The following is a 13964-nucleotide window of genomic DNA, read 5'->3' on the forward strand; positions in this document are numbered from 1 at the left end:
ATGCAGAAACTTGAGCAACTCGTCGAACGCACCGGCGCGCAGACGCGCCCCGCCGACGCCGCCGCGATCGAGCAGGCCGAACGGCAGCTCGGCTTCGCGCTGTCGGACGAATACCGCGCCTATCTGTCGACGTTCGGCGTGATCGTCCACGAGGCGAGCGAGGTCTACGGCCTCGGCGTGCCCGACGACTATTACCTGAACGTGGTGAACGCCTGGCGCGACCTGAGCCGCGATCCGGCCTATCCGGCGCGGGCGGTGCCGCTGCTGGAGATCGGCGACGGCCATTACTGGCTCTACGACAACGCGGCGCAAGCCGTGCTGCACTGGGCCACGCCGAACGGCGGCGTGGTCGAGACGCTCGCCGGGCACCTGGAGCCGTTCCTCGTCGAGCAGGTGTTCGGCGACGAGGCGGCCTGAGGGCGTGTGAGGTGGCTTGAGCGGGTGCTGTCGCGCCTCGCTCAGTCCCGGGCGCGGGCGTCGCGATGTGGCGCGACCGAGATCTCGGCATGCACGCGATCGACGTCGAGCAGCGCGTCCCAGTCGAAGTTCAGGTGGCGGTGCAGGTCGGTGAAGAGCGCGCAGCCTTGCATGTCCGCGAGCGGCGGCGCGAGCGGCGCGCTCTCGCGGTGGCCGGCGTCGTGTGTCTCGAACGCGAGCAGCCGGCCCGAGTGGTCGTCATAGGCTTCGACCTTGACGACGACGTCGGCCGGGGCGCGCGTGCAGGCCGCGATGCGCTCGCGCAGCCGGTGTTCGGTTTCGGCGAGGCGATCGTTCAGCAGACGCAGCCGGGCGAGTTCCCGGATCGTCATGTGTTCGGGATGGCGGTGAGGCAGGGCGACGGTCGGCATGGCTGGCGAGTGGGCGGTGGCGATACCGGTATGGTGTCGGCCGCTTGGGACAAAACGCGCCCGGGCCGGGCGACGTGGCGAACCGGCGGGACGAAACGCGGTGGCGTAGCTTCGCGACACGGTTTGTCCCAAGCACGCCGCATAGTGGCGTCGAACCTGCGATGCGCGAAGTCCGATGCGACCGTCGCGCCAACCCTGCCAAGGACCGACCACCATGATGAACAACAACTCGCCGCTCGAACACCTCGCCGCCTTTGCGCTGACCTTCGCGGTCGGCGTCCTGACGAACGTCGCGCTGCGCCTCTACGTCGAGAAGGTGAAGCGCGACGCGGTACGCGCCGCCGCGCGCGCGAGCTGAGGCGCGACGCGCGTCCTCAAGAATGCTTCGGGGCCTGCCGATAGCAACGGCAGTTCTTTTTTTGGAATCTGGTTGACCTTCATGTCGGATCTGGATCGAGACATCATGCGCGTGTTGCCCGACGCGGCGACGCAGGGCGATTACCTCAGCACCCCCGAGATTCATCGACGGCTCGCGCAGGACGCGCTCGAGGTGCCGTCGATCCGCACCATCAACCGGCGGCTCTCGAAGCTCGAGCAGAACGGGCTGGTGGAGGTGCTGCCGCGCGGCACGGCGCTGGTCTGGCGCAAGTGCGCCGGCGCGAGCGGGATGGCGGCGCGGGCCGGGGCGATGATGACGTTCGACGAGGCGCTCGCGCTGCAGACGCTGCGCCAGTTCTCGTCGCGCCAGATTCCCGAACTGGTGGCCGACGCGCTCTCGCCGATGTTCAGCGTGGCCGAGGCGCGCCTGCAGCGCGCCAACGACGAACGCGAACGCCGCTACTCGCGCTGGATCAGCAAGGTCGCCGTGGAGAGCGGCGCCTTCGCGCTGCAGTATCCGGCCATCGACCGCGAGCTGTTCGCGATCGTCTCGCGCGCGCTGTTCGAGGAGCGCAAGCTCGACATCGTCTATCACCCGCGCCACCGCGCCGCCGACGACCGCGCCCGCACGATCCTGCCGCTCGGGCTCGTGGAGGTGGGCGGCCTCGTGTATCTGGTCGGCGGCACACCGGGCAAGCAGGACCCGACAATGTACCGGATGGACCGCCTGCGCGAGGCGCGCGCGCTCGCCGAAACCTTCGCCTATCCGTCCACGTTCTCGCTCGACACCTACGTGAAGCAGCAGCGCAGCTTCGATTTCATGGTGGAGGCCGAGATCGCGCTCGAACTGAAGTTCCTGCACGGCGCCGGCGAGCATCTGCTCGAAGCGCCGATGGCGACCGACCAGGCCGCCTCGCGCGACGGCGATGCGCTGCTCGTGCGCGGCACCGTGCTGCTGAGCCAGCGCCTGCGCTGGTGGCTGCGCGCGTTCGGGCCGAACGTCGAGGTGATCGGGCCGGCGTCGCTGCGGACCGAGCTGGCGGACGAGGCGCGGCGGCTGGCGCGGATGTACGGGGCGTGAAGCGCCGGCGCGCGCACCGCTGACCTCGGCAGGCGACAGACCAAGGCTCGCGTCACGGCTTCGCGACGCATTGCTTCGCATCGGCGCGCACGCGCCTTGGCCGATATCGCGCCGAACCGGACATGTTTTGTCCCGACGTCGCGCGATCATCGTGTTCGATCACAGGAGAGAGGCCCATGACATCGAACACGAAAATCATCATCGCCGTTTCCGCGCGGGCGCTGTTCGATTTCGAGGCGGAGAACCTCGTGTTTCGCGAGGACGATCCGGCCGCGTATCGCGCGTTCCAAGCCGCGCGGCTCGACGTTCCCGCGAACCCCGGCGTCGCGTTCCCGCTGGTGCGCAAGCTGCTCGCCTTCAACGGCACCGGTGAGCACGACGTCGAGCTGGCGATCCTGTCGCGCAACGATCCCGTCACCGGCCTGCGCGTGTTCGCGTCGGCGCGCCATCACCAGCTGGCGATCAGCCGCGCCATCTTCACCAGCGGCGCGCCTCCGCATCGTTACCTCGCGCCGCTCGAAGCGAACCTGTTCCTGTCGGCGCATGCGCGCGACGTCCGCGAGGCGATGGCGGCCGGCTTTCCCGCCGCGTGCGTCTACCCGGTCCCGGGGCTGCCGGCGGGGCGCGGTGACGACGAACTGCGCATCGCGTTCGACGGCGATTCGGTGCTGTTCAGCGACGAGGCCGAGCGCGTGTTCCGCCAGTGGCAGCTGAGCGAATTCAACGACCACGAGGCGCGCCACGCGCACCTGCCGCTGCCGGCCGGGCCGCTCAAGCCGTTCCTGTCGGCGCTCTGCGCGCTGCGCGGTCGTGCCCGACCCGGCATCCGCGTGCGCACGGCGCTGGTCACGGCGCGCAGCGCGCCCGCGCACGAACGCGCGATCCGCACGCTGATGGCCTGGAACGTGGCCGTGGACGAGGCGATGTTTCTGGGCGGCAAGGACAAGACGCGTTTCCTCGCCGAGTTCATGCCCGACATCTTCTTCGACGATCATCCGCGCAACTGCGAATCGGCCGCGCGATGCGTGGCCACCGGGCACGTGCCGTATGGCATCAACAACGAGCCGCGCGCGGCGCTGCACTGAACGGCGGCCCGCGATGCACCCACAACTCGAAACCGCGCTGGTGGCCGCCTGTCCGAACGTCTATCGGCTGCTGCAGCCGCGCTGCTCCGGTGGCAGCCGCTTCGAATGCGACGACGGCTGGTATCGCCTGATCGACGCGCTGTCGCGCCGGCTCGAATCGCAGGCGCGCGGTTCGGCGCTGCGCGCGATCGAGGTGCGCGAGCGGCTCGGCAGCCTGCGGTTCCGCGTGCGCGGCGACGTGACCGACACCGTGGACCGCTGGCTCGCCGCGGCAGGGCGCGCCAGCCAGCGCACCTGCGAGCGACGCGGCCGCGCGGCCACGCTGCGCGGGCACCCCGACGGCCGCGTGCGCACGCTGTGCCCGGCCTGCGCGACGGCGGAGCGTTACGTATTGGCATGACGGCGGCGCCGTCGATCGCCACACCCCACCTACAATGTCGGCACCGGCGCCGCGGCGATTACCGTCGCCCGGCGTCCGACCGTTTCCTCAACCGGAGAAGGGATGATGTCATCCGTATCGCATGGCCGGCCGCCGCGGCTCTACGTGTTTTCGGGCGCGGGCCTGTCCGCCGAGAGCGGGATTCCCACGTTCCGCACCGGCGACGGGATCTGGTCCAGCGCCAACATCGACAAGGTCTGCAATTTCCTCACCTGGCGCCGCAACCGCGAGGCCGTGTTCGCGTTCTACAACGCGCGGATCGCCGAGAAGCGCGACGCCGTTCCGAACGACGCGCACCGCATGCTGGCCGCCTGGCAGGACGCCTGGGGCACCGGGCGCGTGCGGCTCGTCACGCAGAACATCGACGACCTGCTGGAGCGCGCCGGCGCGCGGCACGTCGTGCATCTGCACGGCGACGTGCATTCGCTGCTCTGCACCGCCTGCGATTGCCGCTTCCCGAACGACGGCGAGCATTACCGGATCGACACCGCCTGCCCGGCCTGCGGGGAAGTCGAGGGGGTCAAGCCGGGCGTGGTGTTCTTCAACGAGGCCGCGCCCGAGTACGTGACGCTGCAGCGGATGCAGCTCGAGATGACGGAGCGAGACCTGTTCGTGGCGATCGGCACCGCGTTCCAGGTGGTCGGGCCCGAGAGCCTGCTGCCGCGCGAGCGGCGCCTCGGCCACGCGCGCAATTTCCTGGTCGATCCCGAGCCGAGCCGCCCCGAATGCTTCGGCACCGTCGAGGCGGTGTCGGCCAGCGTCGGGCTGCGGAATTTGCAGGCGCGCATCGAGGCGTTGATGGACGGGTGATGGGCGGCCGATGTGCGGGCGAGGCCGCGCCGGCCCGCGCGGCCGCGCATTTTTTCCTTGTCGTGCGCGCCGCTCCCGGCGAGTTTCCCTTATCCTGAAACCTTTCTGATTGTTTACATTGGATTGGGGGGCGGATGCCGCATGACGTCAGTCTGATTGCCTTGCTCGCGGCCGGCTTCGGGCTCGCGATGATCTTCGGTTACCTCGCGTCGCTGCTGAAGATGCCGCCGCTGGTCGGCTACCTGCTGGCCGGCATCGTGATCGGCCCGGGCACGCCGGGCTTCGTCGGCGATCTCGCGCTCGCGCAGCAGCTGGCCGAGATCGGCGTGATGCTGCTGATGTTCGGCGTGGGCCTGCATTTCTCGCTCGGCGATCTGCTCGCGGTGCGCAAGATCGCGCTGCCCGGCGCGGTCGTGCAGATCGCCGTGGCCACCGTGCTCGGCGGCGCGCTCGCGCTGGCCTGGGGCTGGAGCCTCGGCGCGGCGCTGGTGTTCGGGCTCGCGCTGTCGGTGGCCAGCACCGTGGTGCTGCTGCGCGCGCTGGAAGGGCGCGGGCTCGTCGAGTCGGTGAACGGGCGCATCGCGGTGGGCTGGCTCGTCGTCGAGGATCTCGTGATGGTGCTGGTGCTGGTGTTGCTGCCGCCGCTCGCTGGGCTGCTCGGCGGCGCGCCGGACGGCCTGGCCGGCGCCGGCGGCACGCACGCGGCGGCGCCGGGCGATGGCCTGTGGGCCGCGCTCGGGCTCACGTTCCTGAAGGTGGCCGCGTTCATTGCGCTGATGCTGGTGGTGGGCAAGCGCGTGTTCCCGCGGATTCTCTGGCTGGTCGCGCGCACCGGCTCGCGCGAGCTGTTCACGCTCTGCATGATCGCGGCGGCGGTGGGCGTCGCGTTCGGCGCCGCGAAGCTGTTCGACGTGTCGTTCGCGCTCGGCGCGTTCTTCGCCGGGATGATGATGCGCGAGTCCGAGTTCAGCCGGCGCGCCGCCGACGAGACGCTGCCGCTGCGCGACGCGTTCTCGGTGCTGTTCTTCATCTCGGTCGGCATGCTGTTCGATCCGGCGATCCTCGTCGAGCAGCCGCTGCACGTGCTGGAAGTGGCGCTGGTGGTGGTGATCGGCAAGACGCTCGCGGCCGTGGCGCTGGTGCTGGCGTTCCGCTATCCGCTCAACACCGCGCTGACGGTCGGCGCCGGGCTTGCGCAGATCGGCGAGTTCTCGTTCATCCTGGCCGGGCTCGGGCGCTCGCTCGGGCTGCTGTCGGCCGACGGGCAGAGCCTGATCCTGGCCGTCGCGCTGATCTCGATCTCCACCAACACGCTGCTGTTCGCGGCGATCGAGCCGGCGCTGGTGTGGATTCGCCGCCATTCCGCGTTCGCGCGGCGGCTCGAGGCGCGCGACGATCCGCTCGCCGCCCTGCCGATGTCCACGCCGCAGACGCACCTGACCGGGCAGGTGGTGATCGTCGGCTACGGCCGCGTGGGCGCGCGCATCGCGCAGGCGCTGGACGAGCGCGGCATCGCCTGCGTGGTGGTGGAGCAGAACCGCGAGACGGTGGAGAAGCTGCGCGCCGACGGCGCCGCCGCCGTGTCCGGCGACGCGATCGAGCCGGTGGTGCTGGTGCAGGCGCACATCGCGCGCGCCGGGATGCTGGTGGTGACGCTGCCCGACACGTTCGACGTGCGGCAGATCGTTGAGATCGCGCGGACCCTGAATCCGGCGATCGAGATCGCGCTCTGCACCAACAGCGGCGACGAGGCCGCGCTGCTGACGAGCGAGGGCGTGGGCACCGTGTTCATCAGCGAGACGGAACTCGCGCGCGGCATGACCGAGCACGTGCTGGCGCGGATGGGCGCCGCGCGGCCGCAGGCGGCGGCCTCGCCATCGCATTCGCATTGACGGCGCGGCCGGCCGCGCCCGGGCGGGGCCGCCAGCCGTGCCCGGCGTCGCGCCGGCCTTCGCGGCACCGGATTCCCGGTCTTTCAAAATCATGACGACGACCGCGTCGTCCCCACGGGACTGGCCTCGTGCCCGCGCATCGCCGTTCAACTCTTATATAAGATATAAGATGTTTGATGTTTCGCCACAATGCGATTAGAATCGTGGCCGAAGCAGCACCCGCAGCCGTTCCGGCGTGCCTGACGCACCATCCCCTGAAACGCATACCAGCAGGTTCCCCATGCTTGAAAACTTTCGTGCTCACGTGGCCGCCCGCGCCGCGCTTGGTATCCCGCCCCTGCCGCTGACGGCCCAGCAGACCGCCGAGCTGGTGGAACTGCTGGCGCATCCGCCCGCCGGCGAAGAGCAGACGCTGATCGACCTGATCACGCATCGCGTGCCCGCCGGCGTCGACGAAGCCGCGCGCGTGAAGGCCGGCTTCCTGGCCGCCGTGGCCAAGGGCGAGACCGCCTGCGCGCTGATCTCGCGCGAGCGCGCGACCGAGCTGCTCGGCACCATGCTGGGCGGCTACAACATCCAGCCGCTGATCGAGCTGCTGTCCGACGAGGCCGTGGCCGCCGTGGCCGCCGACGCGCTGAAGAAGACGCTGCTGATGTTCGACCAGTTCCATGACGTCAAGGAACTGGCCGACCAGGGCAACACGCACGCCAAGGCCGTGCTGCAGAGCTGGGCCGACGCCGAATGGTTCACGAGCCGCCCGGAAGTGCCGCAGAGCCTGACCATCACCGTCTTCAAGGTGACCGGCGAAACCAACACCGACGATCTCTCGCCGGCGCCGGACGCCACCACGCGCCCCGACATCCCGATGCACGCGCTGGCGATGCTGAAGAACGCGCGCCCCGGCATCACGCCGGAAGAAGACGGCAAGCGCGGCCCGGTGAAGTTCATCGAATCGCTGAAGGAAAAGGGCCATCTGGTCGCCTATGTGGGCGACGTGGTCGGCACCGGCTCCTCGCGCAAGTCGGCCACCAACTCGGTGCTGTGGTTCACCGGCGAGGACATCCCGTTCGTGCCGAACAAGCGCTTCGGCGGCGTGTGCCTGGGCAGCAAGATCGCCCCGATCTTCTACAACACGATGGAAGATGCCGGCGCGCTGCCGATCGAACTCGACGTGTCGCAGATGGAAATGGGCGACGTGGTCGAGCTGCGCCCCTATGAAGGCCGCGCGCTGAAGGACGGCGCCGTGATCGCCGAATTCCAGGTCAAGTCCGACGTGCTGTTCGACGAAGTGCGCGCCGGCGGCCGGATTCCGCTGATCATCGGGCGCGGCCTGACCGCCAAGGCGCGCGAGGCGCTGGGCCTGGCCCCGTCGACGCTGTTCCGCCTGCCGCACCAGCCGGCCGACAGCGGCCGCGGTTTCTCGCTCGCGCAGAAGATGGTCGGCCGCGCCTGCGGCCTGCCGGAAGGCCAGGGCGTGCGCCCGGGCACCTACTGCGAGCCGAAGATGACCTCGGTCGGTTCGCAGGACACCACCGGACCGATGACGCGCGACGAGCTGAAGGATCTGGCCTGCCTCGGCTTCTCGGCCGACCTCGTGATGCAGTCGTTCTGCCACACGGCCGCCTATCCGAAGCCGGTGGACGTGAAGACGCACCAGACGCTGCCGAACTTCATCAGCACGCGCGGCGGCATCGCGCTGCGCCCCGGCGACGGCGTGATCCACTCCTGGCTGAACCGCATGCTGCTGCCCGACACCGTCGGCACCGGCGGCGATTCGCACACGCGCTTCCCGATCGGCATCAGCTTCCCGGCCGGTTCGGGCCTGGTCGCGTTCGCGGCCGCCACCGGCACGATGCCGCTCGACATGCCGGAATCGGTGCTGGTGCGCTTCAAGGGCAAGATGCAGCCGGGCGTCACGCTGCGTGACCTCGTCAACGCGATTCCGCTCTACGCGATCAAGCAGGGCATGCTGACGGTGGCCAAGCAGGGCAAGAAGAACATCTTCTCGGGCCGCATCCTCGAGATCGAAGGGCTGCCGGACCTGAAGGTCGAGCAGGCGTTCGAGCTGTCGGACGCGTCCGCCGAGCGTTCGGCCGCCGGCTGCACGGTGCATCTGAACAAGGCTCCGATCATCGAGTACCTCAACAGCAACGTCACGCTGCTGAAGTGGATGATCGCGCAGGGCTACCAGGATCCGCGCAGCCTGCAGCGCCGCATCGCGGCGATGGAGCAGTGGCTGGCCGACCCGCAGCTGCTGTCGCCGGATGCCGATGCCGATTACGCCGCCGTGATCGAGATCGACCTGGCCGACATCCACGAGCCGATCGTGGCCTGCCCGAACGATCCGGACGACGTGAAGACGCTGTCGGACGTGGCCGGCGCCAAGATCGACGAAGTGTTCATCGGCTCGTGCATGACCAACATCGGTCACTTCCGCGCCGCGTCGAAGCTGCTCGAAGGCAAGCGTGACATCCCCGTCAAGCTGTGGGTCGCGCCGCCGACCAAGATGGACCAGAAGCAGCTGACCGAGGAAGGCCACTACGGCGTGTTCGGCACGGCCGGCGCGCGCACCGAAATGCCGGGCTGCTCGCTGTGCATGGGCAACCAGGCGCAGGTGCGTGAAGGCGCGACGGTGATGTCGACCTCGACGCGCAACTTCCCGAACCGTCTGGGCAAGAACACCAACGTGTACCTCGGCTCGGCGGAACTGGCGGCAATCTGCTCGCGTCTGGGCAGGATCCCGACCAAGGAAGAGTACATGGCCGACATGGGCGTGCTGACCGCGAACGGCGACAAGATCTACCAGTACATGAACTTCGACCAGATCGAGGACTTCAAGGAAGTGGCGGATACGGTGCAGATGTAAATGCAGGGGCTGGCCGCGATGCGTCGCGGCCAGCCCGGTATCGAAAAAAACGCCGTGGGCCGGATGCCCGCGGCGTTTTTCTTTTTGAATCCGGACGAATCGGCGTTGGGCCTGGATGGATGTCATGCGACGCGCGATTCAGTCGCTTTCAGTGCTGAAAGCGGGCCGGCGCCTGGAAAACCGGCTCGTCATGAAAACAGAACGGCGCGGATCGTCAAATCCGCGCCTTTTCGCGGGGGCGCCCGTTCACCTTCAGTGGCGATACAGTTCCGCGAGGTAGGCATCGGACGCACGCGGCACCGGCATCGGCTGCGCGGCCAGACGGTAGACGGCCGGCTGGGCGCGATGGTGCGGCAGGAAGCGGGTCCGTGCCGACACCCTCACGGCATGGTCCCGCGCGCGATTCGGCGCGACGGACGGTGGCAGGTTCGCCGACGCCCAGACCGGCGTGGCCGATTGCTCGACCGGCGTCGCGATCGTGTCGGGTTCGGTGCCACGCAGCGCGAGCGCCGCGTCGCTGGCCTCGCTCAGGCAATCCCATCGTCCCGCCAGCGCGCAGTCGTGCGCCTGCCTGATCAGCACGTCGGACGGCTCGTCGGCCTTCAACCAGTTCGGCGAGAGGCGCACGGCGCCGACGATCGTGTCACCGTGAGGCGTCGTGGTCGCGCTGGACTTCGCGTGCCAGAAGCGGAGGGTGGGGTGGCCGTCCAGGCCTGCTGCCAGTGCGATCAGATAAAACACGAGGCTCAGCGCGACGGTCCAGCCGATTCGTGGTGCGCCGACGGTCGAGCCGTACTTGGATTCCGGTGTGCTCATGGTTGTCGCTGGAAGGTGAGAGGTCCGTAATGCGGACGGAGTGGGCGAGGCCGTTTCGCGGCCTGTTCCATGAACGGGCCACGTCGTGCGCGGCCCGGAAAAACCGGCAGGGCCGCCATGCCTACCATTTGATCTGCGCGTTCAGATTGCCGGTCTGGACGATCTCGAACTTCATGTCACCGTGTGCCGTGCCCTCGACGCGATATTCGCCGTCGGGCACCGAGAACAGGCAGTGCGGTCCGGCCGCGACGAACTCCATCAACACGCGGCCGTGGCGCCGCACCTTGACTGCCACATCGGACGGCGGCGAAGCGGCGTTGGCGGAAACGAAGCTGACGCCCAGGTTGAACGGATGCCGCGGATCGGGCGAAGTCATCTGCGTATCGATGCCGGCATTTCCGCAGACGTAATAGAGCATCGGGCGCGGTGCCTGGGCGGTCGGTGCCGCCGGAGAGGGAGCCGGCGCGGGCGGCGCCGCGACCGCGGTGGGGGCCGATGCGCCCTGCGACACGGGGTTCGTGATCTGCGCGTCGGCGTTTGCGACGAAGGCGGCCAGCGCGGCGCCCAATGCGGTTGCGACACTGAGCTTGTCCCAACGCATCGAGCCATTCCGCGTATTTAAAGTCACCATCGTTTTCATCCCCTCTGGATAAAGTGCAATCAGCATACGGACCAGTAGAGTGAAATGCAAATTCCTTATCCATTTCAGTCGAAATTTCTAATCCCGTGCTGCTGCAAGGAAGATTGACCGATTAAGCTGCGATTCGGTGCATGGCGGCTCGTTTTGTAACGAGAGTAACGAGATGAAACGTCGCGACACTGCCGGGAATGCCGGCGTTTAGAATGCATAGGTGCCTCGGTGAGGGGCATGTCTCTGCATGGATGGCTTTAAATGATTTTTAAATAAGCTGAGAAATTAATTTGTAATGATTCGCTGCCGGCTGTCGTGGATCTGCAGGGTCATCGAAGGCTTGAAGCCAGGCTGGGCAAGGTTCTGACGTTGTTCGGGCCGAGCCGGCGGGCGGATGGCATGCCGTGCGGGTTCGGCTTTCCAGATATTGGCTTGATTGCGCCGATCGCAATTCGTTTGAATCGGCGCCGGGCTCTATTTGTCTTTTAAAAGCGTGAGGTGACAGTTCGATGAATATCTTGTCACGAGGTTTAATCGTGACGTTAATCACGACGACTCCTGAACGCGGAAATTCGTGAAAGCGACTGTCGTGATGATCGTTCAATGTTGAGCGATGCGATTTGATTATTTTCGAGGATATATTGAATCCCGACTGATTATTGATTGAATGGCGTGAATGGCCGATTCGGATCGGCCGGGAAAAGACGCCGCGGCGTACCCGTTTTTCTTCGATGGACGCTCACCAGGGGATTCGCATCGATGGTTCGACTCAAGCGTTTGTGCGTGCCGCCGCACCGGTGGCCGCTGGGTGCCTGTGCGCCCGCAACGGTGGTACCGATGGTGCTGCTGTCGGCGTATGCGGCGCTCGAAAGCGGCGAGGCCAGCGCGCAATCGGCGCCGCCCGGCAAACCGGTGATTTACATGGTCTCGCCCACCGATGACCCGGCGAGTCCGGTGCCGGTCGGCCAGCCGGTATCGGGCGGCGCCGGCGCGCGGGGTAGCGCGCCGGCCGTCGTCTATGCCGTGCCGGCGCCGTCCGATGCCGTGCCGGCCGAAGCGAACGCCGCACCGGGCAGCCTGGGCCCCGCGCCGGTGCGGCACGCGGCGGCGAGCCCGTCCGGCGGGCCGGCCAACCCGCCGTCCGCGGCGACCGACGCCGCATCGGCGCAAGCCGCCGCGGCCCATCTGCTCGATCCGTCCGAGAATGCCGCCTCGCCCGACGCGGACCTGCGCAAGCAGGTGCTGTTGCTGGCGACGGGCGGCGGCGCGGTGCGCGCGCTGGAGGAAGCGAAGGCCCGGCCCGACGTGTTCTCGCCGATCGACATTGCGCGCATCGAGGAACTCAGCATCCGCCAGGAAGTCCGCGGCGGCCGCGCCAAGGTGCGGGAAATGACCGGCCCCGACCGCTTCGATGCGCTCGACCGCGCGATCGGCGAGGCCGACGCCTTCGATCGGCGCCTGCCGGACACGCCCGACTACGCGTCGATTCGCGCCTCGCTGGCGGGCGACCGGACGGTCGCCTGCGCCTCGCGCGGCCGCATGAAGGAGGCCGTGGCCATGTTCGAGACGATTCCGCCTGGGGCCGACATCTCGGTCGACGCGCTCGCGGCGGTCGGCGACGCCTATTCCTATCTGCAGCAGCCCGACCAGGCGGAGCACGCCTATCGCCGCGCCATCGAGCAGGAAAGCGCCGCGACGCCCGACGCCGCCACGCTCGGCTACCAGTACGGCGCGCACACGCGCTTGATCGATCTGCGCGAGGGGCTGTTCTACGCGCTGACCGACCAGAACCACTACGACCAAGCGCGGCAGGTGCTGGAGGACATGCGGCGCGCGCTGCCGTCCACCGCCCGGATGAAGCCGTGGGATCCCGCCAACGACGATTACCTGCGCTACTACCGGCTGCTCGCGCAATACCGGATCTACATCGGGCAGACGAAGGCCGGCATGGCGGGCCTGCGCAGCCTCGAGGATCAGGTGCCGTTCAGCGCGGAAGTGCGCAACGCCCAGGCCGACGCGATGCTCGGCGATTCGCAGACGCGCCGCGCGCGCGACCGCTATGCCTCGACGCTGACCGATCACCCGGACGACGTCGAGACGCTGGCCGGGCTCGGCCGCGCGCAGCTGGCGCTGGGCGACTACGCGGCCGCGCACCGTACCTACGATACGTTCGGCAGCACCTTCCCCGAGAATGGCGCCGTGCGCGGCTTCGAGCGCGACTACGCCGCCTATCGCGCGCCGGTGCTGTCGGTCGAGGTGAATGGCGAGCACGGCAACTCGGCCCTGGCCGACAACGAGTTCAGCGTCGAGACGATGCTGTATTCGCCGCCGATCATGGACAACTGGCGCGTGTTCCAGCACACCTTCGTCGGCCATGCGAACACCGACGTCGGCAACCTGACGCGCACCCGCACCGGTGTCGGCGGCGACTATCGCAACGGCCCGCTGACGATCACCGGCGAGGCGACGCGCTCGCTCGGCGGCGACGGCCGCATGGGCGGCAACGGCGAGATCAGCTACGCGTTCAACGACTATCTGTCGGCGAGCGCGTCGGTGGACAGCGACTCCAACGCGTTGCCGTGGAAGGCCTACCTCGATCATCTGTGGGGCAAGACCGCCCAGTTCAGCCTCAATTACACCGACACCGATCGTCGCTCCGCGTCGCTTTCATACTCGGCCTCGCGCTACAGCGATTCGAACTTCAACCAGGAAATCGCCCTGAGCGGCACGCAGCGCGTGTTCTCGGCGGCCAACCAGTTCGTCAACCTGTCGATGAATCTCAGCACCGGCAGCAACACGATTCGAAACGCGGATTACTACGCACCGGGACGCGACTACACCGCCGAGCTGGTCGCGATGCACCAGTGGTCGCTCTGGCGCAGCGGCGACAAGGGCCTGCAGCAGCGGATCTATCTGACGGCGGGCGCGTACAACGAGCGCGGCTTCGGGACCAGCCCGGAGCTTGGCGCGCGCATCGAGCACGTCTGGAGCTTCAGCCACAACATTGCCCTGACCTACGGTATCGGTTTCCTCAGCCACGCTTACGACGGATCGCGAGAGCTGTCGGAGACGGCCTACGGCTCCCTCACCGTGCCTTTCTGATCGCCTTTCGAACGGA

12 protein-coding genes are annotated in these 13964 nt (G+C 68.1%); 9 read left to right on the plus strand and 3 right to left on the minus strand.

Features of this window, described 5'->3' with window-relative positions; translation table 11 throughout:
* Positions 1-417 (plus strand): SMI1/KNR4 family protein, encoded by a 417-nt coding sequence (locus tag BpN12_RS04445; RefSeq protein ID WP_246794094.1) that lies wholly within the window; start codon positions 1-3, stop codon positions 415-417.
* Positions 418-458: 41 nt separating this feature from the next.
* Here BpN12_RS04445 and BpN12_RS04450 read toward each other — a convergent pair whose 3' ends face one another.
* A complete protein-coding gene (locus BpN12_RS04450) occupies positions 459-848 on the minus strand; it encodes a hypothetical protein (protein WP_246794095.1) in 390 nt (129 codons plus the stop codon).
* Between the two features lie 214 nt (positions 849-1062).
* On the opposite strand from BpN12_RS04450, the gene BpN12_RS04455 reads away from it, so the two are divergent.
* From BpN12_RS04455 to acnB, 7 genes are all read left to right on the plus strand, one after another.
* Positions 1063-1206 carry a hypothetical protein gene (locus tag BpN12_RS04455; RefSeq protein WP_246794096.1) on the plus strand — a complete coding sequence of 48 codons (144 nt, stop codon included), beginning with the start codon at positions 1063-1065 and terminating at the stop codon, positions 1204-1206.
* Between the two features lie 81 nt (positions 1207-1287).
* Positions 1288-2307, plus strand: a complete 1020-nt coding sequence (locus tag BpN12_RS04460; RefSeq protein WP_342346199.1) for a helix-turn-helix transcriptional regulator — start codon at positions 1288-1290, stop codon at positions 2305-2307.
* A 176-nt stretch (positions 2308-2483) separates the two neighbouring features.
* Positions 2484-3392: a 5'-nucleotidase gene (locus BpN12_RS04465; RefSeq protein WP_246794098.1), complete on the plus strand. Its 909-nt coding sequence runs from the start codon at positions 2484-2486 to the stop codon at positions 3390-3392.
* A gap of 13 nt (positions 3393-3405) precedes the next feature.
* Entirely contained in the window at positions 3406-3792 is a 387-nt protein-coding gene (locus BpN12_RS04470; protein WP_246794099.1) for a hypothetical protein, read from the plus strand.
* A gap of 102 nt (positions 3793-3894) precedes the next feature.
* Complete coding sequence (locus BpN12_RS04475) at positions 3895-4641, plus strand: SIR2 family NAD-dependent protein deacylase (protein ID WP_246794100.1); 747 nt, start codon at positions 3895-3897, stop codon at positions 4639-4641.
* Between the two features lie 134 nt (positions 4642-4775).
* Entirely contained in the window at positions 4776-6533 is a 1758-nt protein-coding gene (locus BpN12_RS04480; RefSeq protein WP_246794101.1) for a cation:proton antiporter domain-containing protein, read from the plus strand.
* A gap of 280 nt (positions 6534-6813) precedes the next feature.
* Complete coding sequence (gene acnB / locus BpN12_RS04485; RefSeq protein ID WP_246794102.1) at positions 6814-9399, plus strand: bifunctional aconitate hydratase 2/2-methylisocitrate dehydratase; 2586 nt, start codon at positions 6814-6816, stop codon at positions 9397-9399.
* A gap of 252 nt (positions 9400-9651) precedes the next feature.
* On the opposite strand, the gene BpN12_RS04490 is transcribed toward acnB, so the two are convergent.
* Together BpN12_RS04490 and BpN12_RS04495 are read right to left on the minus strand one after the other, a co-directional pair.
* Complete coding sequence (locus BpN12_RS04490; protein ID WP_246794103.1) at positions 9652-10215, minus strand: hypothetical protein; 564 nt, start codon at positions 10213-10215, stop codon at positions 9652-9654.
* Positions 10216-10336: 121 nt separating this feature from the next.
* Positions 10337-10855 (minus strand): hypothetical protein, encoded by a 519-nt coding sequence (locus BpN12_RS04495; protein ID WP_246794104.1) that lies wholly within the window; start codon positions 10853-10855, stop codon positions 10337-10339.
* Between the two features lie 828 nt (positions 10856-11683).
* Here BpN12_RS04495 and BpN12_RS04500 point away from each other — a divergent pair.
* Positions 11684-13948 (plus strand): PgaA family protein, encoded by a 2265-nt coding sequence (locus tag BpN12_RS04500; protein ID WP_246794105.1) that lies wholly within the window; start codon positions 11684-11686, stop codon positions 13946-13948.
* Positions 13949-13964: the final 16 nt, after the last annotated feature.

It is taken from the genome of Burkholderia perseverans (assembly GCF_022870505.1).
Lineage (GTDB): Bacteria > Pseudomonadota > Gammaproteobacteria > Burkholderiales > Burkholderiaceae > Burkholderia > Burkholderia plantarii.